This is a genomic window from Siphonobacter curvatus (genome assembly GCF_002943425.1).
Taxonomy (GTDB): Bacteria; Bacteroidota; Bacteroidia; order Cytophagales; family Spirosomataceae; genus Siphonobacter; species Siphonobacter curvatus.
Map to the genome: position 1 here is coordinate 519672 of NZ_PTRA01000001.1, position 26867 is coordinate 546538.

The following is a 26867-nucleotide window of genomic DNA, read 5'->3' on the forward strand; positions in this document are numbered from 1 at the left end:
GCGGTAGCTAGTACTGCCAGTCTTTTTCTGTGATAGGATAGCTTATTTACCAAAGGCACTCTTCAAACGGGAAGCCGCATAGTCCTGGGCATCTTTGGCACTAGGTTCGATGGCATACGTACCGAAAAATTCGTGCGTTACGCCTTCGTACATCCGGTATTCGGTGCTAACGCCCGCCTGTTTCAGTTTAGCAGAAAGCTGTTCACCTTCCGTCAGAAGCGGGTCAATTTGAGCGGCGATGATGGTAACGGGGGGCAGGCTTCTTAGGTCTGCTACGTCAACGAGTGAAATGTATTTGCTGTCACCGTCGGCCATCGTGTTGAAATATTTATCCACGAACCATTCAACCAGCGGTTTGCTGAGGGGTTTGGCATTGGCGTATTGCTGATACGAAGCAGTGGTCAGATCGTTGTTAGCTACCGGATAGACCACGAGCTGGTGAATCGGCATGGGGAATTTTGCGTCGCGAGCCATCATACTCACGTTAATAGCCATGTTGCCCCCGGCACTTTCACCAGCTACGGCAACTTTCGAGGTATCACCACTAAAAGAAGTAGCATTCTGACGAACCCATTTGTAAGCTGCATAGGTGTCCATGTGAGCCGTCGGGAATTTGTTTTCGGGTGCTTTGCGGTATTCGATCGACACTACAATTGCCCCTACGTTATGAGCCAGTGCCATGGCCGAAGCTTCGTATACTTCCGGACTGGCAATCACCCAGCCGCCCCCGTGGTAGTAGACAATAACGGGTAAATTGCCCGATACGTTCTGAGGTTTGTACATGACCGCCCGAATGGAAGCACCATTTGCTCCGGGAATGTTCCGCTGCGTTACTTCTACGCCCAGATTCGGAGCGGAGATATTATTTCTGGATAGCAGTGAGTTCACGGCATCTTTCACTGTCGGCTTAGTGCGGGCTTGCTGGGGCGTGAGGGTATAAAGTGGCGTCGAGTCAAGACGAGCCATTTCTTCAATGATCGCCTGCATTTGTGGTTTGATGTTGGGTCCCCAGGCGGGTTTTGGGCCAGTGGGCTGAATGTTGTTACCCGGGTTGACGTTACCGTGATCTTTTGTGCACGAGGCTAATGATACGAGGGCTGCCAGGGCAAGCGTAGAACCGCTAGCCAGTAGCGATTTCCTCTTTGCCGAATAAGTACTGATTACGTTTTTCATGTATCCGTGGATTGGTTTGACGGTCTTTTACGTGTAATGCAAAAGGCGAATGATTCTAAGAAAATCATATACCATTTCTTTCATCTTGACAAAGCCGCATCGTCCAGGGATTAGAGAAAAATACCCAATTAATCAAAGGAAGAAGTTAATATCGAAAAATCAAATGAATACAATTTTTAGATATTAGAATAATAGTCAAGTCATTGATTGGCTTAGGAATAGCATAAGATAATGTGTAAGAAAATAAAAAGTAAATGTCCTGTAAATCAGAAATATTAGTTTATATAAATTGATTCGAACCTACTAGTCATTAAGTGATATGTACAGTTGAAAGCGTTATGTATATTGGTATCAATACCGTAAAAATACAAAAGTCATTTCGCGGTTATTTGTGCAAGTCTTACCTCAGATTAATCATTTGCATAAAAGTTTCTTGTCGATACTAGCCCGTTAGGCAGGAACTAGTTAATAAATGGCAAGACGAGCTTTGTTCAAAAGGAGCAAGGGGTACTTAGATGTTAAAAATGAGGCCCTGGAAAACGCTATCTTTTCCAGGGCTTATGATAGATGATTTAGATTACAAACTGACAACTTTCCCCGCAAACAAAATGACACTGGAGTTTTTTTCACTAATAAAGAAAGCAAACGGACGGTTGCAAACAAACGGAACAGGCGTAGAAGCAAAATTAGTTGCGACGAAGCCAACAGTAGTTACCGCCGCCGCTTCGGAGCCTTTTTCATCCGTGTTGATGTAAGCTTTCTGTTTGACAAAATCTACCCATAGATCATTCTGTGGCCGAATCTTGGTAAGATTCGCATCCTGTCTCCTAAAAACTTTCGACATACCCATTTGTGGGAGAATTGTATTCAACTGATCTTCCGAGTCAAATTTGATTTCGAACTTGGGTAGAGATATTTGTACTGATAGCATTTTGAGGCTCTTTTGCAATTCATTCCAATGCGTCGTCGTATAGTTTTGAACTAGTGAATCAACCAATTGTCCTGAGTTAGGTAGTAAAATCGTCATGCGGTAATCGCCGTTTCCGTAAGGCAATTCACAGGCGACGTACCCTTGCATTTGTGCGTACCCAAAGCTGTTCTCCTGATGCATCATTTTCACCTGCTTGCTGGTACCATTAGCCTGGGTAAACGACTCATCCCGCGTATTGGAGGTTTTGAACTGACTTTGCCAGTCCCCTTTAAAATAGACGGCATTCATTAGGATCATGAAAAGGTCAGGGTCGATACGATCTAACACCTTATCAATTTTGTTGTTAGTTTTTTGCCGTGCCCAGTCGTTGAGAGGTCCAACCGTAGTGAGAGGTTTCACCTCCGCCTGAAAGTACTGTTTGAGGATTTCGGTGTAGGAAGCCTCTACACTCTTATCCTGTCGGTACCAGACTGAATTGGCGAGATTAACGGTAACCCGGTTGTCTACTTTGGGTAAGCCCTCCATCAGAATTTTGTACAGGTTGTTATACTCTTCATCCGTCAGGCGTAAAACCTTTTTGATTTCCGCGTACGATTCCTTTTCCGCACCGTTCAACAGCATACCCAGGGCAATGTGCAGACTCAGGGGCGAAACAAATACGTTTTTAGTGGAATTGCTTTGATTGATGCGGCGGAAGAAATCAAAGGCGAAATCCGTGGAATGTTCGGCATAAGCCCGGTTGCCTAAGTGAAGAGGAATACCACCCTCTTTAACCTCATCCCCGGGCTTACAACTCACGAAGCCAAGAAGCAGAACGAAAAGTAATAAGGAAGTAAAGCGTATCATAACGAGAAAGGTTTAGTACAGTCATGACACGAGGCTTGTACGTTCGGTTGGAATAGATTCAGGAAATCAATGCATTAAAACAAAACTTCCCGAAAGTGCTGCACTTTCGGGAAGCCAAATTTGAATCAATCTATACCTATTATTGAATCGCAATAAAACGTTCTGTTACATTCCAGCCTTCCAGAGAAACCAGCGGTTTGTTTTCCGAACTTGGCGTGTACTCCAGCGTTACGGTTTTCTGTTCGCCGGGGAGTACCGAAATGTAATTGTCGCTGTAGAAGGTTGGCAAAATGCGTTGCTTCGTCTGCGACTGTACCAGCGAGAGTCGATTGAAGAAAGCCACCGGATTGCGGGCATCGTTACGCAGGGTTACTTCAATTTTGCCTTGGCCTACCTGTTTAGCCGTAGCCTGTACATCTACGGTATTGAGTTGCTGCAAGCCCGAGTAGGTGCCTTTTTCATTCGGCAGCCAGTACAGGTTATCGCTGACGATTTCTTTGTTCAGATTCAACAGACGCAAAGACAGGAATACGCCGTCTTCCTTCGCTGCTTTCGCCAGAGCTTTGGCCACGGACAGATAGGGGCGGGCCGTACTGGGGCCGATTTCCGAGAACACCTGCGTGATGAGCGTTTCCTTCCCTTTCATATCGTACAGCTTCACCACCAGCATCAAATCGCGGTGGGTCTGGAAGGTGTTATTCGCCAGCATGACCATACTATCCGCCGGGTTGTACATGACGTGCAGCGGCTCGCTCCCGTTGTGTAGACCGTACAGGCAGGCGTTGGGATCGAGGTAGTAATCGTACATCTGTCCGCGAAGGGCCGTCCAGGGATTTTGCGTTTTCCAGATGATCGTGCCGGTATACCATTCCCACATGTGCGAGGAAAATCCTTCCATCAAAGCCCGGTACTGGTCGTAGTTGACAAGCTGAGCTTTCCGGCCAAAATCGCGAGTGTCCTTCGCCTTACCGTAGGGATCGATGTACTGATCGTAGCCAATGTATTTGTGATACTGCCACACGGAATCCACCTGCGATTTGCCCTTGCTATACTGCGGAGCCACGAGGTTTTCTTTGGGTATGAAACGTTCGAGCGATTGTATATCCCCTACGCCTACGGAACCCACTTCTGAGTTGAACGGCCAGGTTTTAAACGACCAGAATTGAGTAATGGGCTGAATGCCGTAGGGACCATCGCCGTTACCGCCGAGGGAGTTGAACGACATATCATCGGAGTTCGAGTAGTCGATGAACCAACGGGTACCGTCCAGAGCGGGCAGGAGCGAGTCGCGGAGCGGCAGCATGATGTCCGAAGGCAGCGTAATTTCGTTACCACCGCACCAAATCGCCAGTGAGGCGTGGTTCCGGATCATTTTGACTTGATCAGCAGCGGATTCCAGAAATAGGGAATGATCATCGGGGTACTTCCGTCGGGTCCACTGATCTTCCAGTTTGGCCGGATCGACCCAGCGACCGTTGCAATCGCCCGAACCCCAAAAATCCTGCATGACGAGCAAACCATAGCGATCGCAGGCTTCGTAAAATTCCGGACGTTCAGTGATAGCCCCGCCCCAGATGCGAATCAGGTTGAGGTGCATATCGCGGTGAAAACGAATTTCAGCGTCGTAACGCTCAGGCGAAAAGCGTAACATGGCGTCGGAAATAATCCAGTTACCTCCCTTGATGAAGATTTTCTGACCGTTAACGGATACTTGCTTACTACGGGTGGTGGCATTCCATTCCGTCTGAATTTCCCGAACGCCTACCTGAATTTTCTCTTCGTCCGAAACCCTGGTACCCGTTACAAACTGAATGGTCACCGGATATAAATGTTGTTTTCCGTAGCCGTAGGGCCACCAGAGCTTGGGATTCTGAAGCGTGAGAGCGGGGAGATCAACTGTGAGGGAAGACTTTGCCGGAATGCTTACTTTTTTCGAAACCTTGCTTCCCTCCAGCGTGTACTGCACCGTTCCTTCGATACGGCTGGCGGTGGGGTTTTCCAGTTCGGTTGAAACCTTGATGGTCGCTGGTTTCTGTGGACCGTCGGGCATTCGGGTACCAGGAACGAGCGTTACCACATGCGGATTTTTCAGTTGAACGGCTCCCGTTTTTTCAATCAGTACTTTATCCCAGATTCCCGTGTTGCGGTCGCGAATGGGTTGAATCCAGTCCCAGCCCGCCACGTACTGGTGGGAAACGTTCTTGGCGATTGTCCCATCACCCCCCTGACCGCCGTTGGGGTTCCCCACCGGATCGGGGGGATAGACGATCACCGCCAGCCGGTTCGGACTGCTTTTTTTCAGGTACGGGGTAATGTTAAACGTCTTTCGCAGGAACATTCCGGTATGGGGCTTATCCGTCAGCTTTTTACCGTTCAGAAAAACGTCACAACTGTAATTGATCCCCCGAAACTGAAGCCATACCTGCTCGCCCGCCTGGGCTTCTTCCTTGAAATCCTTCACGAACCAGTAGGTATAGTAGTCGCGACCCGTCTGGTAGATGTCCGGGATATGTTGGTTGTTGATGCCGTAAAACGGATCCGGGATCTGCTTATTATTCAGCATCGTCGTCAGGACCGTTCCGGGTACGGTGGCGGGTTGCCAGTCGGCCAGGCTGTACGAAGGGTTGGACAGCTCCGTACCCTTTACCGCTACTTTCCCAACGGGGGCACATTTCCAGCCTGAGTTAAGTTCATAGGGTTGTTGAGCAAAACCCAGAGCCGAAGTCAGCAGGGTTGCCAGCGTAAGAAAGAGCTTTTTCATCGCATTGAGGGAAGAAAGGATTGAGATGTAAAAGAATAACCTCCGGCAAAACCAGATTCAACGGTTTCGCCGGAGGTTACGTAAGGCCCTCCGGGCGGGGAAAGGTTACTTAGTCGTGAATCGAACGCGGACGATCGGCCGGAGCTACGCCGAAGCTCTGGCTGGGTTGCTTACCCATTTCGATCTCCATTTCACCGCCATTCATCAGCTCTTTATGGAGTAGATAAGATTTCGTATACGGTTTGCCGTTCAGCTTGATGCTCTGAATGTATTTGTTTTCGGGACCGTTGTTTACCGTTTTCAGATGGAAGACTTTTCCGTTGCCGAGCTTCAGATCAACTTGATCGAATACCGGACTTCCAAATACGTACGCTCCATTGGCGGGATTAACGGGATAGAAGCCCATCGCCGACAGGATATACCAGGCTGACATCTGGCCTACGTCTTCGTTTCCGATGATTCCGTCGGGTTTGGTCGTGTACATGTGGTCTAGAATGTAACGTACTTTTTCCGCCGTTTTCCAGGGCTGACCCACGTAGGGGTACAGATACGTAATGTGGTGGCTAGGTTCGTTTCCGTGGGCGTATTGACCAATCAAACCCGAAATATCGTTTGAAGCTTCGGCACCCATGTCGCCCTTCACGATGAAAAGTGAATCCAGCTTTTGCGTGAAGCCTTTTTCACCGCCTAATAATTCGATCAGGCCTTCCACATCCTGGGGCACCAGCCAGGTATATTGCCAGGCGTTTCCTTCGGCAAAGTCATCTTTTTCGTGACGCGAAACGAAGGGATTGAAGGGCGTCCGCCATTCCGTATCCGATACGCGGCCCCGCATGAAACGCGTGCTGGCGTCGAAGTTGTTTTTATAATCCTTGGCCCGCTTACTGAAGTATTCATAATCGGCCGTTTTACCCAGCTTCTTGGCTACCTGAGCCACTGCCCAGTCGTCGATGCTATACTCCAGATTTTTGGCTACGCTTTCGGTTTGGGTATCAGCGGGAATGTAGCCTTTTGCTTTGATGTAATCCAGTCCGCGTTCGTCGAGCATAGCTGATTTTTTCATCGCTTCAAAAGCCAGATTGACGTCAAAACCCGTGTACCCTTTCAGAATGGCATCCGAAATAATAGGCAGTGCACTGTTGCCGGGCATTGTATTGGTTTCGTTGCCCACTAGGTGCCAGACGGGCAGTTTACCCTGTTGCTGATAGATGTGCAGCATGGTATTCACAATGTCATTCACGCGTTGTCCCTGTGTGATCGTCAGCAGAGGGTTCGCAGCCCGATAGGTATCCCAGAGGGAAAACGTTGTCAGGTTCTTGAAGTTCGCGTTTTTGTATACCTTCTGATCGGCACCCCGGTAATCGCCGTTGTGATCGTTGAACGTAGACGGAGCAATCATGGTATGGTACAGAGCCGTATAGAAAACTTTCAGCCGATCCTGATCCTTGGTTTGTACCTGAATTTTGCTCAATTCGGTATTCCAGGCCTCATCCGCATTCTTGGCTACCTGATCGAAATTCCAGCCCGGTACTTCGGCCTGAATGTTGGCGAGGGCGTTGGCTTCGCTCACGGGTGAAATGCCCACTTTCACCAATACCTGATCGCCTTGTTTCGTAGCAAAACTCAGTACGCCTTTGATCTGGGTTCCTTTGGCTGCGTTGCCTTGCAGAGGATTCTGCCCCTGGTATAGAGCAAATTTTTCGATGGGTTTCGAGAAAACAATGGCAAAGTACAGCCGCTGGTCTTTCGCCCAACCCGTTGAGAAACGGTAACCAATCAACGTCGTAGCGTCCTTTTGTTCCAAGTATGTGTCCGTTGGACGGTCCCAGCCAATGCCTTCTTTCAGATCGATCAGAATGTGGGAATCATCCGATTTTGGAAAAGTATAGCGATGCATGCCCACGCGTTCGGAGGCGGTTAGTTCCACCCCCACATCGTAACGTTGCAGTTTTACGGCGTAATAACCCGGACGTACCACTTCGTCGTCGTGGGAGAAACGGGACATATAGCCACTCGGCGAAGCTCCTGCAACGCTACGCTCCACACGAATGGGGCCCGTCGTCGGAATCATCAGGACATCACCCAGATCGCCAATGCCCGTACCACTCAGGTGCGTATGCGAAAAACCAGCAATTAATGAATCCGATACGTGATAGCCCGAGCACCAGTCCCAGCCATCGCCCAGTTTACCGGGGTTAGCCTGTGTAGGGCCAATCTGTACGGCTCCGAAAGGTACGTTCGCTCCCAAAAAGACGTGACCATGAAAGCCCGTTCCGATACGAGGATCAACGTACTGCGTCAGATGCCCCGGTTTCATTTTCGAAGCGGATGATTGTGGTTTACTGTGTTTGCCGCACGCCGCTGCCAACAGGCCTAATGCCAGAATACTTACTTTTTTCATATACCAGGAACGGATTTACCGGGCAACGCCCGTCTTAATCCAAACGTAAAACTTTTGCGTAACGAAGATAAAGCGGAGGATTGAAGGCGATGTACTGAGAACCGAAGGATATTTTAAAATATTTTACAAATATGGGAATCGCCGGGTGATATGAAAGAAAATTGTGTGAAATCTGAGAAGCTATTTTAAAAAAAGCCAAATGAAAGCTGGGCAAAAAAGGATGTTAGAGAGCAAAAGCCAATGCTAACGAAAGCGATAGGCCGCAGAGAAACCGCCGTACTTTTCTACCTCATTTTGCATAGAACGGGCTTCTTTTTGTTTCAGGTCGAGTGTCGCTTGTAGTGTAAATCGGCGGGAGGCGTACGTTAAACCTATCTGATGCTGATAGACACCCCGCGTAATTTCCCCGGCTCCGGGTCCCTTGTTTGACCGGAACAGACCTCCTTGTACGGTTGCGTTGTACACTTGATACTGATACCCGGGCTGAAAGAAAAGATACAATTCCGGAGAAGAAGAGCTGGGATTTCGGCTGATGCGCGAATGAAACAGGGCTGACTCCGAGGCCGGACGAAACAAACCTATTTGCAGTAATAAACCCACCGACGCACGCGTAAACGTAGTACCTAACTGAGCCTGCCCTAGGGCATACAGGTCCAACCATTTTTTCGGAGCAGGAATCAGATTATACGCATATTGAGCGTTCAGATTCAGGCCCCATTCGTTGTTCAACTGATTTCGCCAGCCCACGGGCGGAATGTAATCGAAGGTACGGTGAATGAATTTCTGAATGTTTTCCGCTCCTGAACGCGGGCCAATCGTACCCAAAGCCAAGTCAAGCTGTAAAACGTGGTTCTGGCGGTAAAAAAAGGTAAATCCTTTGCTGGCGTATAGATAACCCGTATACGGACGGTCAATCTGATTACGCTGGGCCAGAAAGACATTTTCTGGATTGAAAATCTGCTGTCCTAACTGGTAGGTAGAAATAACTTTCTGTAGTCGGGAGGTAGAATCCCGCCGTTCATTCCAACGGCGGGGTACGTAGCGATAACTCACAAAAAAGCCGTTGGTGTAATAGCCGTCGTGAAGGGTCCAGCGGTACGCGTCGTTTTCGGAAGTGATCTGAATTTCCTGTGAATAGGTTTGGGCCAAGGCCAGCCGGGATAGTAGGAAAAGGCAAATCGTATACCGGAAGAGAGTAAAAGACATAAGCGTACTCGTAAATGCATGGGGTTGAAGGATCTAGAGGTAAACATAAAAAAAGGTCTGATGTTTTACGTCAAACCTTTTGAGAAATGAGGGAGTGGTAGCGATGGGACTGATACGATCGAATTATTATTGCATTCACAAAATCCATCCATCGTCAGCAATCCTGCTGCTAATCCATTAGCTTCTTCCGACGTTCGCGGCCGCTGTATACCCATTCGTACACGGCGGGAAGAATCAACAGCGATAATGCCGAAGCCGTCATCAATCCACCAATAACGACGATGGCTAAAGGTTTCTGCGTTTCAGATCCGATGCCGTGGGAAAGTGCCGCGGGTAACAGACCCAGCGAGGCCATTAGTGCCGTCATGATTACCGGACGCAAACGTGACTTGGCACCTTCTTTAATGGCTTCGCCGAGGGGCATTTTTTCGTGCAGATTCTGTCGGAATTTATTAACCAGAATAACACCGTCCTGCGTAGCAACGCCAAAGAGGGCAATGAAACCAACCCCAGCAGAGATACTGAAATTCATACCCGTTAGCAACAAAGCCAGAATCCCACCGATGAGAGCAAAAGGTACGTTGAGTAAAACCAGAATCGAATCCAGTGCATTGCCGAAAGAGGCAAAAAGAATGAAGAAAATCAGTAGAATACTGATGGGCACGACGATGGATAACTGACGTTCGGCTCGTTGCTGGTTTTCAAATTCGCCATTCCATTTGATCTCATACCCTTTATCGAGTTTAACCGCAGCTTGTACCCGCTGTTGAGCTTCTTCAATCGTACTGCCCAAGTCGCGTCCCCGGACGGAGAATTTGACCGCAATAAAGCGGGCGTTATTTTCCCGGTAAATGAAAGCCGGACCCGAGACGTTGCCAATGTTGGCAATTTCCTTGAGGGGTATTTTGCCGCCATTCAGCGTAGGAACCTTCAGGTTACCGATTTGCTCAATCGACGAACGGAAGGGTAAGTCGTAGCGTAACCGCAAATCAAACTTGCGTTCTTCTTCGTACACCTGACTCACGGCCTTTCCCCCAATCGCCATTTCGATCACAGCGTTGGCATCGGCCGCATCGACGCCGTACTGGGCCATTTTGTCGGGATTGAGCGTAATCAGTAATTCCGGCTGACCCAGGTTCCGGAATACGCCCAGATCCTGAATGCCCTGTACTTTCTTGAGAATCGCGTAAACCTGATCCGCTTTCTTGTCGAGCACCTGTAGATCGCGGCCCTGGATTTTAACCGCAATGGAGCCTTTCACGCCCGATACGGCTTCTTCTACGTTATCCGAAATCGGCTGCGAGAAGTTAAAATCAATGCCTTGGTATTTGGCGAGTTTCTGCTGCATTTCCGCAATCAGTTCATCCTTGGAAATGTCGCGTTTCCATTCATCCTGCGGGAACAAATCCACGAAAAATTCCTGATTGAAGAAGCCCGTCGCATCGGTACCATCATTCGGGCGGCCCGTTTGCGAGATAACGCCGCGTACTTCCGGAAACTGTTCGAATACCTGCCGGAATTTACGAGTATAGTGATACGAATCTTCCAAGCTGATGCTGAGGGGCATACTGGCCCGTACGTAAATCGAACCTTCGTTGAGGTGCGGCAGAAATTCGGTACCGACGAAGTGAAAAGAAGCCAGCGAGCCAACCAGGAAAAGTACAGCCGTGATGATCGCCCGTTTGGGGTGATCCATGACTCGGTTTAGTAGGGGACCGTAGTTTCGATTCAGCCATTCAATGATGGGGTTGTGACGTTCACGGACGTTCTTATTCAGCAACATGCTGCTTAGCACCGGCACCAGCGTCAGGGCTAATAATAAAGCTCCCAGTAGGGCAAAACCCATCGTAAAGGCCAATGGACTGAAGAGTTTACCTTCTACTTTCTGGAACGAGAAAATGGGAAGCAAGGCAGTAATGATGATCAGCTTCGAGGTAAAGATGGACTTGCCCATCTCCACCGAAGTTTTCAAAATCCGGCCCATTTTGGCTCGTTTGTTAAACTTCTCCATGCCCTCGTGTTCGGCCCAGTGGGCCAGCATCACAAAGAGGCCTTCCACCATAACCACCGCTCCGTCGATGATGATCCCGAAGTCGATCGCTCCGATGGAAAGCAGGTTAGCCGACATGCCTTTGATTCGCATCAGAATAAAAGCAAAGAGCAAAGCCAGCGGAATGACGATGGCTACAGTAACAGTGGTTCGCCAGTCGGCCAGAAAGATCAGCAGAATGATCGTCACCAGCGTAATGCCCATGATCACGTTTTCACCCACCGTATGCAGGGTATGGTTATTCAGCTCAGTACGGTCGTAGAAAACCTTGATTTTTACGTCCGAAGGAAGAGCAACGGAGTTCAGGTAGGCTACTTTTTCTTTGAGCTGGGGTAATACTAAACCAGGGTTTTCGCCCTTCCGCATCAGTACGATCCCTTCAACGACATCGTCGTGATTGTCGCGACCCACAATACCCAATTGCGGTAAGGCTGATTCGTGAACCGTACCTAAATTCGACAAGCGAACGGGTACACCATTGACGTTTTTAACGATGACTTTCTCGATGTCAGACACGTTTTTGACAATTCCGATGCCCCGAACGACGAAGGCCTGCTGACCTTCCCGGAGGATATCGCCGCCCACGTTAACGTTAGCCCGTTGGAGGGCTCCGAACACGTCCAGGGCGGTCAGGTCGTATTTAGCCAGCAAGGCCGGATTGATACTGACTTCAAACGTTTTCACCTGTCCGCCAAAACTGACTACATCCGCAACGCCGGGTACGGCTTTCAGGGCTTTCTCGATGGTCCAGTCCTGAATGGTTTTGAGTTCCGTAGTCGTCTTACCTTTGGAGGCCAGGGTATACCGATAGATCTCACCCGTGGGGCCGGCTGGCGGTTGAATCTCCGCATCCACGCCGTCGGGCAGATTGACGTTGGCCAGTTTCTGGCTGGCTTCCATACGGGCGTTGAAGTTATCTACGCCGTCTTCGAAAACGATTTTAATGAAGGATAAGCCGAACAGGTTAATGGAGCGAATGGCCGTCTTGTGCGAAATAGAGTTCATTTCCGTTTCAATCGGGCTGGAAATGAAACGCTCGACTTCTTCGGCACTGCGACCCGGCCACTGCGTAATGATCACGACTTCGGTGTTCGTTACGTCAGGGTACGCTTCAACGGGCGTGTTATAAAAACTGACGGCTCCCGCAATAATGACCAGCAGAGTCATCATAAAGACAATGCCTTTATGTTTGAGGGAAAAGCCAATGATATTTTTAATGAACTTATTCATGATCGGACCCGGGAAGGGAGTGTGGGATTAGTCCGTTAATTCATTGAAAAGCAATAGGGCACCTTCAGTAACCACGCGATCGTTATCTTTCAAATCGCCCTTAACGTAGCTGTAACGTGAGGTACTCCGAACCACTTCGACGGGTACGGCCACGTATTTTTCCTTACCCGCCGCCTTGATGACAAAGTACTTATCTTCACTAAAAATGACTGATTTCGGATTGACTGCCAGCAGACGCTCGGGCTTTTCAATGTGTAGCTTGATGGTACAGAACATCTGGGGTTTCAGTAAGCCATTCGGGTTGGGCAAGACCACCCGGGCCTGTAGCACTTTGCTGTCATTGTCAATGACCTGGCTGATGTTCTCAATGCGACCCTGAAAGACTTTGTCGGGGTACGCCAGGGTCGTGATGTTGACCTGCTGACCCACCTTAACGGCTTCAATATCCGATTCGTAAATATTGATCATGATCCAGACATCCGACAGATTGGAAATGGTGAACATACTGTTGCCATTGTCGGAACGAATCTGGGTGTTGGGGTTGACGTTCCGCTCCACGACGTAGCCGCTTACGGGAGCCTTCACCAGAAAGGTAGGCTGATTACCCGACGACGTACCGCCGTACATCTTTAGTACCTGCGTTGACCGATCCAGTTCAGAGGTGGCAATTTCGAGTTGTTTACGGGCGTTAATCAGGTCCGATTCACTCGAAAACTTACTTTTGTACAGTTGTTCGGCGTTGTCAGCATTACGTTTGGCCATATCGAAACCCGCCTTGGCCTGATTGTAATCACGCTGGTACTGACTCACGTCGGCACTTTGAAGCTTCGCCAAGACCTGACCTTGTTTGACGTACGCTCCCAATTCCGCATTTACATCCAGTACATTACCGCTGACGATGGGGAAAACCCGATCCACCCGTTTCTGATCAAAAGAAACCTCCCCCGTGAATTGTAATTCCTGTTCGTAGTTGCGAACGTGAACGGTATCCGTCTTGAAAGCCGAATCCGTATCCTTCGAATTGACTTCCTGAGGTTCTTTGTTCGAGTGGCAGGCTGCCAGAGCGACCAGACTCAGCAAATAGAAAAACGATTTCGTTTTCATGAGGAGTGGGCAAAAGGATAAAACCTTTAGTTAGAAAGTCTTGGAGTTGGTAACGTAATTAAGCTGTTGCTGAGCCTGATAGAGTTGATTGCTCAGGTTAATGAAATTCAGCTGAGCATCTTTGTAGGAGCGAATTTTATCAATGAAGCTGACCAGATCAATCACGCGTTTCTGGTAGTCAATCGTTGCATTTTTACTGATGTCCTGAATGCGTTGACGGTACCCCGGATCGAGGTTTGCCTGGAGTTGTTGGGCGTGTTGCCACTGTTCGTAAGCGGAAATGACTTCCTGTCTTATCTGTAACTGACTCTGATTGATGTTCTGAGTACTTTGTTCTATACCGATTTTAGCTGCCTGAATATTGCCCTGATTTCGGTTTTTAAAGGGCAGATCCATAGCTACCTGCAAGCCGTAGTAGTTGGGATACGCCTCACCAAAGCGTGCGTAGTTGGCTCCAACCATCAGTTGTGGGGTTGCCAGTGATTTCTGATACGTCAGATTCTGCTGAGCGTAGGTCGTTTGGCGTTGGGTTGTTTGCAAATCGGGACGATTCGCGACGGCCTGATCCAGTAACTGGTTAAGCAGAGGGGAGGCCGAATCGCTGATCTGAAATTCCGTGCGGTAATACGTAGAAGACGTATCGGCTAGGAGTATACGTAAGGTTGCTTCGTCCTGACTGATTTGATTGCGTAAATCATTGATGGCGGCGTCCGTATTTCGCTGTTCCAGTTCGAGGCGAGTCACTTCGTATTCAGAAATAACGCCCAGTTTCAGTTGAGCCCGGAAGGCGTCGAGCAAATTTGCCAAACGAGTTCGTTCTTCCTGAATGAAGGCATACTGAGCCTGTTCGCTGGCCAGAGTACCGAACGTTTGAGCTAGCTGATAACGTAAACTCCGCATTACATCCTGAAAAACGGCTTGTTGAACCTCCGTATTCGCTTCATTCAGAGCCACGAGCTTACTCCGACGACCTGCCAGGCTCAGGACTTGCTGAAGTTGCCAGCTGTAGGCACCTCCCGTAGGGTTAAGCTTGTCACCCGAAGGGTTGGTCAACGGAAGTACCTTCGACGTATTCGGATTGAATGCATTAAAGCCAAACTGAAAATTGGGATTGTCCCAAAGTTTCGCCTGCTGAACAGCCGCCTCCGAAAGGTTGATGTTGTATTTCTGAGCCAGCAGAGCAAAGTTTTTCTGAAGAAACTGCTGTTCTGCCTGGGGTAAGGTCAGACGGAGCGTGTCCGTCTGACCATAGGATAGCTGGGAGACCGAAAGAAACAGGAGAAGACTCACTAGCACCCTTGAAAATTGAATAAGCTTCACTGCCTTATAGTTTAAAAGTGGGGTCAGTATTAAGAACAGGCCTTACTTTTTGTGCTTGTCGTCAGCAAAGGTTCATCTACGAGTTTAGAGAGAGTTTAAAGAAATTTTAAAAGCGAATTAAAAGAGATCAGACATCAGATTCCTGCGTGAAAACTAAGTTGTATACCTATCGAACATTGCTGACACAAGTCGAAAAGCAGTTGTTCTACGATGCGAAAAACATTTAAAGATGATGTCCACAAAATTTGCAGAAGACCGCGTCTGCATCGTGACCTTCCCGGCCACAGGAGGGGCAGGATTCGCTGCTGTGGTTTTTGTTACGGGCCGCTGCCGCGATTTCATTGGTAATGATCCCGGTCGGAACGGCAATGATTCCGTAACCAATCAGCATGACAATACTGGAAATAAATTTTCCCAACGGTGTTACGGGTGAAATATCTCCGTACCCTACCGTAGTAATCGTTACAATGGCCCAGTAAATGCTTTCCGGAATGCTGGAGAATCCATTCTGACGGTCTTCCACCAAATACATGACCGATCCCAGAATGGTTACCAGCATAAGAACCGTAAGCATGAAGATGCTGATTTTCTTTAGACTGGCCCGAATGGCAACACTCAGAAACTCTATTTCGGTAAGAAAATGGGTGAGCTTGAAAATGCGGAATACCCGTAGGAGTCGTAGAGCCCGAAGTACCAGCAGTGATTGGGCACCAACGTAAAAAATGCTCAGGTAGGAGGGAACGATGGCGAGCAGGTCAATCAGGCCCAAGGGACTGACTATATACCGGATTGGTCGTCGAATGCTGATGAGTCGTAACAGGTATTCGAGCGTAAAAAGCAGGGTGAAAGCCCATTCAAGTCTAAAAAACAAAACTCCGTACAACCGATGGTAGTGCGTTACACTATCCAGCATGACGACGAGAATGCTACCTAAAATGGCAAAAAGCAAAGCAACATCAAAGGCCTTTCCTGCCGCGGTGTTTGATTCAAAAATAATCTCCTGTAATCGCTCCCGCCAGGTTTTGCTAGGTTTTGGTTCCATGCGGGAAAGGTAAAAAAAGTAAGTCGGGGGCACAAGAAGGAAAAAAGAATGAACAAATCTCAATCTAAGAAACGTTGCCGTTATCGTTTATAGCTGGATAAAAGACGACTTCTCCCCCAATAAAATAAAACCCCGTTACTTAAATTTTAAGTAACGGGGTTTTATCAAATGGTTCAAACAGCCTATTGTTCAGCCGCTACTTCATCCGCAATTTTATCAATCACACCCATTTTCACCGTGTTAGTACGTAAATCCTGCTGGGCGGGTACGCTCAGTAAGGTTACGAACACATCACCTTTTTGCAGGTGGCCCTGTTTGACCAGGATTTTGGCAATGTCGTGTGAGATTTGCTCGGTGCTGAGGTTTGCACTGTCGTAATTGAATACGCGTGTGCCCCACAACAGCCCCATCTGCGTCATCAGGTTTTCGTCTGCTGAGAATACAAAAATATCCGCTTTCGGACGGTGAGACGACAAACGGTACGCCGTATACCCACTGTTCGTAATGCACAGAATGGCTTTCGCCTGTACGTCACGAGCCAGACGGCAAGCAGCGGCAATGACACGATCGTTCAGGATGGTCGGCGAGTTTTCTTCGCCCTTCAGCATGTGATTTTTGAAGTAAATCGCTGATTCATCCCCGTATACAATCGGAATTTGATTTTGCTGTTCTTCAACGGCTTCAATGATATGCGTCATCGTCGAAACGGCTTCGACAGGGTACTGTCCTGAAGCTGATTCTGCCGAAAGCATGGTTGCCGAAGCTCCATCCAGCACAGCGTTAGCAACGTCCGAGGTTTCCGCACGCGTAGGGCGGGGAGAGCTCGTCATCGACTCCAGCATTTGCGTCGCCACGATAACGGGCTTGGCGTGCTTGATACACTTGCGGATCATCGTTTTCTGAAGCTCGGGTACCATGGCACCGTCCAGCTCAACGCCTAAATCACCCCGGGCCACCATTACGGCGTCGGTAGCTTCGATGATGGCATCGAGTACTTCAGGAACCACCGCCTCGGGTTTTTCGATTTTAGCGATGATTTTTGAGCGACCATTACGGGCTTTGATTTTTTCTTTAACAGCCAGAATATCTTCAGCGGAACGAACGAAGGAAAGGGCGATCCAGTCCACATCATGTTCCAGACCAAAGATCAGGTCTTCTTCGTCTTTTTCAGTCAGAGCAGGTAAGCCTACTTTCGTGCCGGGCAGGTTAATGCCTTTCTTCGATTTCAGGATACCACCGTATACCACTTTCGTGAGTACTTCTTTTTTATCGTAATCGATAGATTCTACCAGTACCTCCAGGTTACCGTCATCCATCAGGATGCGTTCGCCGGGTTTTACGTCCAGGTACATCGAAGTATAAGTCGTACCTACACGCTCAGAAGTTCCCAGCAGATTTTCGTCCATAACGAAAGTCAGTGGGTTTCCTGCGACGAGTTCAACGCCGTTATTTTCTACGAGTTGGGTACGAATCTTAGGTCCCTGTAAATCCTGAAGGATGGTAAGGTTTAAGCCATGTTCGGCGTTAATTTCGCGAATAGCCTGAATGCGACTCAGATGGTCAGCGTGCGTTCCGTGGGAAAAGTTAAGCCGAAAGATGTTCGCACCAGACTGGGCGAGCTTCAGCAACATTTCTTTGGATTGGGAAGCCGGACCAACGGTGGCAACAATTTTGGTTTTTTTCTGGTAAGGCATGTGTACGGAATACAAGTGTTCGAGTTTCCAGGGCCGCAAGTTAGGGTTTCGTCCCGGAAATTCCAGTTTTCAGGAATGGAAACGTTCCGGAAGGTAGGGAAATTTTCTTTGGCAGAAGTGTAGGAATGAGTCTTAAACTAATATTTTCCAGACAAAAAGCCATACGATTCCGAATAAAGCTTCCATTAAATGACGCCTGCCGGGTATCCATAAAATCCAGAAAACTTGCTAATTAAAGATAGATGAGCTTCGGGAAGTCTATTGAAGGGCAAACAGCTGGAAAGACAGTGACGTGTATCTCAGAGGACAAACGGGGCAACCTGCACCAGTTGGAACCTGCATCAGTATAGACGGGTGAATTCACCCTGCGTGGTATATAAGGCTATGTATATTGAACCCCTCCGGGGTTAGCGTACTTCATTAACAATGAAGGTAACCTCATTCAGGCCGTTTTGAATGTTAATTCATGCCTCTTATACTTAGCATATACGATCTCACTAGCCTTAAAAACAAAACCTCCTGAAGGCATTAAAGCTTCCGGGAGGTTCGCGTATCTCTACTTTTCTTACTTCGAACTGGTCGCCGTAGGTTTTGCTGAAGTGGCCAGTACGAGTTTGGCTCCTACCTTCGCCGTTACATCCGCGACGTCTACTAGATCCTGGACGGAACTGGTTTTCTCGATTCGTACCAGTACTACGGGACTTTCCTGCCCTTCGGCTCGTGTGGCTAAGGCACTCTCCAGTTCGGCGGCTCCTACGATTTGCCCTTCCACATTATACTGTTGATTAGGCATTACCGACAGGTTAATCACCTGCGAGGGTGTTGAAGGAGCCGTTGACGATTGCGGTAGCAACATTTGCATGGCCGATGGACTAGCCAGCGTCGCAATCATCAAGAAGAAAATCAGTAAGAAGAAAAGAATATCCGACAGCGAAGCAGCCTCAATATGACCACGATGCCGATTCCGACGTTGTATTTTCATGAGTAAGTTTGGAGTTTAGGGTTTGGAGTTTTGAGTTGTTAGAACATATTAACGCTAAAACTCAAAACCCTAAACGTTCTAAGCTGATACAGGTTGGTAGAGTACGTCCAGGAACTGGTTAGTCGCGGCCTGCAGGCGAGCGACGGCCCGATCCACCATGCCGTTCAGGATGGTCAGAAGGATGTACGCCAGGATACCAACGGCAAGTCCCGAAGCAGACGTGATCATTTTTTCGTAGATCCCGCCTGAGATCGTACCAATGCTCAGGTTATTGGAAACGGAAATGTCGTGGAAGGCCCGAATCATCCCGGCTACGGTACCCAAAAAGCCGAACATCGGAGCAATGGCCGCTACCGTACCTAGTAAACCCAGGTTTTTCTCCATGTACGAAAGTTCCAGCTGGGCCGTATTGCCCATGGCCTGTTCGATTTGGGGAATGGGCGTTCCGATGCGGGTGAGTCCTTTTTCCAGTACGCGGGATACGGCCGACTGGTCGTTCCGGCAGAGCTGACGGGCCGCATTCAAATTACCGGATTGTACTAATCCCCAGAAACTGGCCTCGAAGGAGGCTCCCAGAGCGGTTGCTTTTTTGAGATACATCCAGCGTTCAACGAACAGATAGATCGTTACAAACAGCAGGACGGCGATGGGGATCATAATCCAGCCACCGGCGGCCAGCAAATCAATAAGGCTGATGGATTTTTCGGCTCCGGCAGCAGCAGGTGCAGCCGTCGAGTCGGCGGTCATGTTAAGTGTCTGTAACAGCATGCGTACGGAAAATCAAAAATGGTTGATGCTAAGTCCTTCTAAATACGAAAACAACGCGTAATTCTTGTACAAAGATAGATTGCAATGCGAAAATACTTTTCTAATACGCATTCAGGTGCGTCCGAAGAAAAAACTTTCGCGTAATTGCTTCGGATAAGTAACTGAAAGTACGGTTTTTAGTTTTGATTTGGTTTTGCTTTTGACGTAACCTATGCTGGGGGCTTTTCGAAATATAGTTTTATACGGGATTGTGGTTTTGCTAGTGTCAGCTTGCCAACGTCCAGAAGATCAATTCAATAAAGGCTGGATGACGCGTGATGTAGACGTCGAAAGCCCCACGGGAGTTCCTTCGGATTCAACCAGTGTCTTACCCCGTGAATCGTACCTTCGGTTTTACCCCGAAGGCCGACTGGCCTGCTATACGCGAAGGGGCAATTACCAGCTAATGGATTGGGAGCTGTCGGCGGATGCTCAGACCATTTACGTGAATCGGCAGGCTCTGGCTCTGCCCGCTTTGCAATTGAGTGTCTATACGATTTTTCCCAGCTCCTGGTCGGCCCGCCTGCCCGGTAACGATTCCGTCCGGCTATTTAAATTCAGTACGGTATTTTCCCATCCCGAACATGACCTGCTTCATCCCAATCAGAACAAATGGCGGTTTAAATCGACGCATCGACTGGCCGAAGCTGAGTTAAAGGCCAAGGTTGCCGGGCATATGCAATACGCGGCCGATTACTTCGACATTGTCGTAAAACGCGAACAAGGCTATTTCGAACCTCGTTTTCTAAATCTGCCCGTTCGTTTTTACCAGGGAGCGATGGGAGTTCAGCGATTTAGCTCAACCCCAATGGCGTGGCGAAATTTATTCTACGACGATACCGAAGCCCTCAAAGCTCTGTCGTATTATCAGTTGGCTTTCAGACAGCTACGGTATATTCCACAGGAGAAACAAATGCTCGTCGGACTACAGAAATCTTTCGAAAAAATGGCCACTTTTCTCAACGAATAATCCGGTGATACAACCATTCACCCAGGCTCTCTAACTAGTTACCTAAAAGTTTCGTTTATTGCAGAAACTTAACAACCTAAACGAATTACCCATGCGAGTGCGTCCAACCCTATTACTTGGAATGGTGTTGCTGGCGGCTAATGTGTTAGCTCAGCAACTCAACCAGCCCATTCCCTTCGACCCCCAAACCAAAGTGGGCAAACTGCCCAACGGGTTGACCTACTACATCCGTAAAAACGCTGAACCCAAGAACCGGGCTCACCTCATGCTGGCCGTGAAAGTAGGAGCCATTCAGGAAGAGGATCCCGAAAACGGACTGGCTCACTTTACCGAGCACATGGCCTTTAACGGGACTAAGAATTTCCCTAAGAACGAACTCGTCAGCTTTCTACAATCCAATGGGATCAAGTTCGGTGATGATCTGAACGCCTTTACCAGTTTCGAACAAACGGTATACTTTCTGCCCGTACCGACGGATTCGATGAAAGTGTTTTTACGAGCTTTTGACATTCTGGAAGACTGGTCACACGATCTGACCATGGACGAAACCGAAATCAACAAAGAGCGGGGCGTCATTTTGGAAGAACTGCGGGGCGGCAAGGGAGCTTCCCAGCGGATGCGGGATGAGTACTTCCCCGTCATCATGAACGGTTCGAAGTGGGGCAAGCGGAACGTCATTGGTACGGAGGAAATCCTGAAAAACTTCAAACCCGAAACGATTCGTAACTTCTACAAAACCTGGTATCAACCCCAGAATCAGGCCATCATTGCCGTGGGTGATTTTGATGTAGCACAGGTTGAAAAGATCATCAAAGAGAAGTTTGGAGCCATTCCGGCGGCCACGAGTCCCAAACCCTTGGGTGAATTCCCGATTCCGGCCAACAGCGATACGAAAGTGGCCATCGTAACCGATAAAGAACAGCCGTACACGATTGTTCAGATTCTGACGCGACTGCCCGAGTTGAAAGAAAAGACCTTCGCCGATACCCGCGAGAAAATCAAGCGGTCTTTGTTCAACCAGATGTTGAATAGCCGCTTACAGGAATTGACGCAAAAAGCCGATCCTCCATTCCAGTACGGGTTTAGCTCCACGAGTAGCTTCCTGGGCAATTACGATTCCTTTGTAAGTGTAGTGGTTGCGAAAAACGGCGGTATTGAAAAAGGGCTGAAAGCGGTACTGGACGAAAATGCTCGTGTGGCCAAGTTTGGCTTTACGGCTACGGAGCTGGAACGGGCCAAACAAAACCTGCTGACGGGTACCGAAAAACGCTTCAAGGAGAAAGATAAAACCAAGTCGGAAGCATTTGCGATGGAGTACATGAATGACTTCATCAATGATGTACCTTCCATGGGCGTAGAGAAAAACTTTGAATTTGTTAAAGCCGAATTGCCCGGTATTACGCTCGAAGAAGTGAATGCCTTACCTAAAACGCTGCTGACGAAGGAAAACCGGGCCGTTATTGTAATGGCTCCCGAAAAAGACAAGGCAACGCTTCCCAAAGAAGCTCAATTGCTGGACTGGATTGATAACTCCGGGCAGAATGTAACGGCGTACGTGGATGAAGTCATCTCTAAACCTTTGCTGGCGGCAGCACCCAAAGCGGGTAAAGTAACCGCCGAAAAGCAGATTCCCGAAATTGGTGTAACGGAGCTAACGCTTTCCAATGGACTGAAAGTAGTACTGAAACCCACGGATTTCAAAAATGACGAGGTCCTGTTCCGTTCCTTCAGCTTTGGCGGAACTTCCCTGTACCCCTTAGCCGATTACATCGACGCTGATCAGTCCAATGTGATTGCCGCCCAGGGTGGGGTAGCGGAGTTCTCAGCGACGCAACTCAAAAAGTACCTGACGGGTAAAGTGGCTAATGTTTCTACCTACGTGGGCGAACTGACGGAGGGAATGAACGGCTCTTTCTCACCCAAAGATGCTGAGACGGCTCTGCAACTCATTTACGCGAATTTTGTAATGCCCCGTAAAGACCCGGAAGTCATCAAAGGGTATCTAGGGAATATGAAAGATGAGCTAGAGCAGAAATTCGCAACTCCCGATCCGCAGGGCGTCTTTTTCGATACACTTTCTGCAGTATTGCATGGCTACAATCCCCGCTATATGCCCATGAAGCCCGCCGATGTGGATAAAATCAACGTGGACAAAGCGATGCGTATTTACAAAGAACGCTTTGCGAATGCTTCGGATTTTACCTTCTTCTTCGTCGGAAATTTCAAGGTTGACGAATTCAAACCGCTGTTGGAAAAATACCTGGGTGGTTTGCCTAGTACGGGTAAAAAGGAAACGTACAAAGACCTGAACATCCGTCCGCTGAAAGGCAAAGTCAACAAAACCGTCTATCGGGGGATTGACGACAAGGCAGCGGCTCAACTCGTGTACTCCGGCGATTTTGTGTACACGCCCGAAAATGAAACCAATCTGAGTGCCATCGAAGAGATTCTGAACATTAAACTCATCGACGAAATTCGGGAAAAGGAAAGTGGCGTATACTACATCTATGCTCAGGCCAGTGCCGAAAAATTACCGAAACCTCGTTATTCGCTGAGCATTGGTTACGGTACCAATCCGGGTCGTATTGATGAATTGGCTACCAAAACCCTGGCCATTCTGGAAGATATGAAGAAAAATGGACCTTCTCAGACGGATCTGGACAAGTACAAGATTGAAACCAAACGCCAACTGGAAGTACAGATGAAAGAGAACCGTTTCTGGGCCAATAGCCTCTCTTCGAGCTATCAGAATGGAGAAGATCCCAAAGATGTACTGAAAGAAATGAAGCTGGTCGATCAAGTAACCGTCGCTTCGGTAAAAGCCATGGCCGCCAAGGTATTCGGTGGTAATCTGATTAAAGCCGTACTGCTGCCCGAGAAAAAGCAGGCCACGAGTAGTAAATAAGAGAAAATTCAGTACCCTAAAGAGCCGGATGAATGGAAGCATTGCGTAACCATTCGTCCGGCTTTTCTCTTAAATTTTATAGAAACTAGAGGGTAAATCCTGCCGGAGACCGTCTATTTGAAACATGCGGGTTGTTCTTCTAAACCTTAATTACCTCTTTACGCACCCAATGGTATGAATATGAATCCTACACAGGTAAGCGATTCCCTGACGTCTACGAAAATGGGAAATTTCCGTTGGACGGTCGTGGCTTTACTCTTCTTCGCTACTACCATCAATTACGTTGACCGTCAGATTATTGGGTTACTCAAGCCAACGCTGGAAAAAGAGTTCAACTGGACGGAATCCGATTACAGTCTGATCGTAACCTTCTTTTCGGCCGCGTATGCCGTGGGCTTGCTGTTGTTTGGACGAATTGTCGATAAAGTAGGTACGAAGATGGGATATACTATTTCCATCATATTCTGGAGTATTGCTGCCATGTTACACGCCTTGGTGAGTAGTACGGCCGGTTTTATCACCGTACGGGTATTATTAGGTTTAGGCGAAGCCGGAAACTTTCCCACCGCCATCAAATCCGTAGCCGAGTGGTTTCCTAAAAAAGAACGGGCACTGGCCACGGGAATTTTTAACTCTGGAGCCAACATCGGAGCCGTGGTAGCTCCTATTATGGTTCCCTGGATTTTAGGCGTTTACGGCTGGGAAGCGGCGTTTTTAGCGACTGGTGCCATCGGTTTTGTATGGCTGGTGTTCTGGTTGGTATTATACGAAATACCCGCTCGTAAGAAAAACATGGACCCCACCGAGTACGCTCACATTCACAGTGACAGCGATCTGGCGGCGGCTACGGCTGAAACCGAAGGTGGTTCCGTATCCTGGGGCCGGCTGTTGGGCATTCGACAAACCTGGGCTTTCATTTTTGGTAAAATGCTTACCGATCCCATCTGGTGGTTTTTCCTGTTCTGGTTGCCTTCGTACTTTGCCGAACGCTTCCAGTTAGATCTGAAAAAGCCGAGTCTGCCACTGATCATCGTATATACGGCTACGACGATTGGTAGTATTGGTGGCGGCTATCTGTCGGGCTATTTTATCAAACGAGGTTTCCCCGTATTCAAGGCTCGTAAAACGGCGATGCTCATTTTTGCTCTGGCCGTCGTCCCCATCATCAGTGCTAAATACATCAACGATATTTGGGTAGCCGTGGCCCTGATTGGTCTGGCGGCAGCCGCTCACCAGGCCTGGAGTGCGAATATCTTTACGACTGCTTCGGATATGTTCCCCAAACGAGCCGTTAGTTCAGTGGTCGGCATGGGCGGTATGGCTGGTTCCATCGGCGGTATGCTTTTCCCGATTCTGATTGGCTATCTGCTAGATTACTACAAAGGACAGGGCAACATTGTCGCTGGTTACAACGTGGTATTTATCATTTGCGGTTTTGCCTATCTGGTGGCCTGGGGTGCCATGCACATCTTCGCTCCCAAAATGGAAGAGGTAAAACTTTAAGTTGCATAAGCCAGTATTTTCCGGCTTTTTTGAAGGCGAATGAAACATCTTTCATTCGCCTTTTTTCGTATTAAAACCTTTTTGCATGAAAACCAAGTTATGGTACGGATTGGTCTTAGCCCTTCTGGTTACGATTCAATCGTTCGCTCAACAGCAATTTGAAAAGGAAATTCAGGCATTTGAAACGCAGGACCAGACTACACCGCCGCCGAAAAATCCGATCCTGTTTGTGGGGAGTTCTACTTTTCGTCTGTGGTCGGATATGCAGGAGGCCTTTCCTGATCAGCCCATTATCAACCGGGGCTTTGGCGGTTCTACACTGACGGATGTCGTATATTACTACGATCGACTGATTCCCAAGTATAAGCCGAAACAGATCGTCATTTACTGTGGTGAAAACGACATCGCTACGGGTAAGAACGCTAAGAATACCTACCTGGAATTTTTCAGATTGTACGGAAAAATCCGCAAGGATATGCCCCGAGTACCCTTGATTTTCATCTCAGCAAAACCGGCTCCTTCCCGCTGGGACAAACGCGAGGCTATGCAGGAATTTAATCGACTCGTCAGCTCTTTCTTGGATGGCGAAGAGGATGCCGATTACCTGGATGTATGGCCCGTGATGCTAAATGAAAGTCTGCGTCCTGAACCCATCCTGTTCAAAGCCGACAGTCTTCACATGACGCCTGAAGGCTATCGCCGCTGGACCGAAGTGCTTAAACCTTTGTTAGTGGATTGAACAGTTTTGGGTTTTGAGCAACCGCTGTCGCTGTTTAGAGTTTTGAGTGGACGGACCTTCTAAAAGATGCGATGAACATTCAAAACCTAACTCAAAACGATCAACCCTTAACCCCAAACTCAGATTTTTATGAAGATTGTCTTACTAGACGGCTATACACTCAATCCGGGTGATCTGGACTGGACTCCGCTGGAGCAGCTGGGTTCTTTCCAGGTATATGACCGGGTAAAGCCGGAAGAAGTGGTTGAAAAGGCGAAGGAAGCCGATATCCTGCTGACCAATAAAGCAAAGATTACCCGGGAAGTGTTGGAGCAACTGCCCAACGTAAAATACATTGGCGTGACCGCCACGGGGTACAACATCGTTGATACCGAAGCCACCCGGGAACGGGGCATTCCGGTGACTAATGTGAGCGATTACAGCTCCCGGGCTGTAGCCCAGCACACCTTTGCCCTGATGCTGCATTTCACGAACGACGTGGCTCGTCTGGGTGAATCGGTGCGAGCCAAAGCCTGGGCTCAAAGTCCAGATTTTTGCTATTCCTTTCAGCCGTTGACGGAGCTTTCCGGAAAAACGCTCGGACTGGTGGGTTTTGGAAGTATTGCCAAACAGGTTGCTCAGATTGGTCATGCGTTTGGCATGCGTATTATGGCCCATCGTCGGCACGCGAAACCCGAATTAACCCACCCCTACGTGGAAATGGCCAGTCTGGAGGACGTGTTTCGGGAAAGTGATTTCGTTTCACTGCATTGCCCGCTCACGCCGGAAACGCAGGGGCTGGTAAACGCCGAACGCCTGAGCTGGATGAAATCCACGGCTTTGTTGATCAATACCGGTCGCGGTCCGTTAATCGTCGAGCAGGACTTGGCGGATGCTCTCAACGCGGGTACGATTGCCGGAGCGGGTCTGGATGTACTCTCCGTCGAGCCGCCCAGCCCGGATAATCCCCTGACCGAAGCTAAAAACTGCCTCATTACGCCACATGTAGCCTGGCTGGCTTTCGAAGCCCGGCGGCGGTTGCTCCAGATGGCAGCCGATAATATCCGTGCTTTCATAAACGGTACACCAATCAACGTGGTGAATTAGAAAGTGATACATCACAAATCCGAAGAAAAGTCAACTAGTAGACCTTTCTTCGGATTTATTTATCAATGGTATAACTAGTGAATTAACTATTTTCGTAGATTTCCGAAAATTTCGGAT

The 26867-nt window shown here is 48.6% G+C and carries 17 protein-coding genes; 5 read left to right on the forward strand and 12 right to left on the reverse strand.

What is annotated here, in order from left to right; all coding sequences use genetic code 11:
* Window positions 1-42: 42 nt before the first annotated feature.
* From C5O19_RS02145 to C5O19_RS02200, 12 genes are all read right to left on the reverse strand, one after another.
* Window positions 43-1173: an alpha/beta hydrolase gene (locus C5O19_RS02145; RefSeq protein ID WP_104709710.1), complete on the reverse strand. Its 1131-nt coding sequence runs from the start codon at window positions 1171-1173 to the stop codon at window positions 43-45.
* 577 nt (window positions 1174-1750) lie between these two features.
* On the reverse strand, window positions 1751-2950 hold the full coding sequence (locus tag C5O19_RS02150) for a serpin family protein (protein WP_104709711.1): 1200 nt from the start codon (window positions 2948-2950) through the stop codon (window positions 1751-1753).
* Between the two features lie 139 nt (window positions 2951-3089).
* Window positions 3090-5711, reverse strand: a complete 2622-nt coding sequence (locus C5O19_RS02155) for a glycoside hydrolase family 2 protein (RefSeq protein ID WP_104709712.1) — start codon at window positions 5709-5711, stop codon at window positions 3090-3092.
* Window positions 5712-5820: 109 nt separating this feature from the next.
* Window positions 5821-8112, reverse strand: a complete 2292-nt coding sequence (locus tag C5O19_RS02160; protein WP_104709713.1) for a GH92 family glycosyl hydrolase — start codon at window positions 8110-8112, stop codon at window positions 5821-5823.
* Between the two features lie 243 nt (window positions 8113-8355).
* On the reverse strand, window positions 8356-9318 hold the full coding sequence (locus C5O19_RS02165; RefSeq protein ID WP_104709714.1) for a lipid A deacylase LpxR family protein: 963 nt from the start codon (window positions 9316-9318) through the stop codon (window positions 8356-8358).
* Window positions 9319-9487: 169 nt separating this feature from the next.
* Window positions 9488-12598 carry an efflux RND transporter permease subunit gene (locus C5O19_RS02170; RefSeq protein ID WP_104709715.1) on the reverse strand — a complete coding sequence of 1037 codons (3111 nt, stop codon included), beginning with the start codon at window positions 12596-12598 and terminating at the stop codon, window positions 9488-9490.
* A 27-nt stretch (window positions 12599-12625) separates the two neighbouring features.
* Window positions 12626-13702, reverse strand: coding sequence for an efflux RND transporter periplasmic adaptor subunit (locus C5O19_RS02175; protein WP_104709716.1), 1077 nt, complete (start codon window positions 13700-13702; stop codon window positions 12626-12628).
* Window positions 13703-13732: 30 nt separating this feature from the next.
* Window positions 13733-14992: a TolC family protein gene (locus C5O19_RS02180; protein WP_165795915.1), complete on the reverse strand. Its 1260-nt coding sequence runs from the start codon at window positions 14990-14992 to the stop codon at window positions 13733-13735.
* A gap of 253 nt (window positions 14993-15245) precedes the next feature.
* Window positions 15246-16064: an ion transporter gene (locus C5O19_RS02185; RefSeq protein ID WP_104709718.1), complete on the reverse strand. Its 819-nt coding sequence runs from the start codon at window positions 16062-16064 to the stop codon at window positions 15246-15248.
* Between the two features lie 182 nt (window positions 16065-16246).
* The gene (gene pyk / locus C5O19_RS02190; protein WP_104713805.1) at window positions 16247-17758 is read right to left on the reverse strand and encodes a pyruvate kinase; all 1512 of its coding nucleotides are present in this window, start codon (window positions 17756-17758) and stop codon (window positions 16247-16249) included.
* 565 nt (window positions 17759-18323) lie between these two features.
* Window positions 18324-18740, reverse strand: coding sequence for an ExbD/TolR family protein (locus C5O19_RS02195; protein WP_094815567.1), 417 nt, complete (start codon window positions 18738-18740; stop codon window positions 18324-18326).
* Between the two features lie 78 nt (window positions 18741-18818).
* Window positions 18819-19508 (reverse strand): MotA/TolQ/ExbB proton channel family protein, encoded by a 690-nt coding sequence (locus C5O19_RS02200; protein ID WP_094815565.1) that lies wholly within the window; start codon window positions 19506-19508, stop codon window positions 18819-18821.
* Between the two features lie 262 nt (window positions 19509-19770).
* Between C5O19_RS02200 and C5O19_RS02205 the strand changes: the two genes are divergently transcribed.
* From C5O19_RS02205 to C5O19_RS02225, 5 genes are all read left to right on the forward strand, one after another.
* Entirely contained in the window at window positions 19771-20517 is a 747-nt protein-coding gene (locus tag C5O19_RS02205) for a hypothetical protein (RefSeq protein WP_133163287.1), read from the forward strand.
* 91 nt (window positions 20518-20608) lie between these two features.
* Window positions 20609-23422: a M16 family metallopeptidase gene (locus tag C5O19_RS02210; RefSeq protein ID WP_104709720.1), complete on the forward strand. Its 2814-nt coding sequence runs from the start codon at window positions 20609-20611 to the stop codon at window positions 23420-23422.
* Window positions 23423-23602: 180 nt separating this feature from the next.
* A complete protein-coding gene (locus C5O19_RS02215) occupies window positions 23603-24925 on the forward strand; it encodes an MFS transporter (RefSeq protein WP_104713807.1) in 1323 nt (440 codons plus the stop codon).
* An 85-nt stretch (window positions 24926-25010) separates the two neighbouring features.
* On the forward strand, window positions 25011-25664 hold the full coding sequence (locus tag C5O19_RS02220) for a GDSL-type esterase/lipase family protein (protein WP_104709721.1): 654 nt from the start codon (window positions 25011-25013) through the stop codon (window positions 25662-25664).
* A 129-nt stretch (window positions 25665-25793) separates the two neighbouring features.
* Window positions 25794-26750: a D-2-hydroxyacid dehydrogenase gene (locus C5O19_RS02225; RefSeq protein ID WP_104709722.1), complete on the forward strand. Its 957-nt coding sequence runs from the start codon at window positions 25794-25796 to the stop codon at window positions 26748-26750.
* Window positions 26751-26867: the final 117 nt, after the last annotated feature.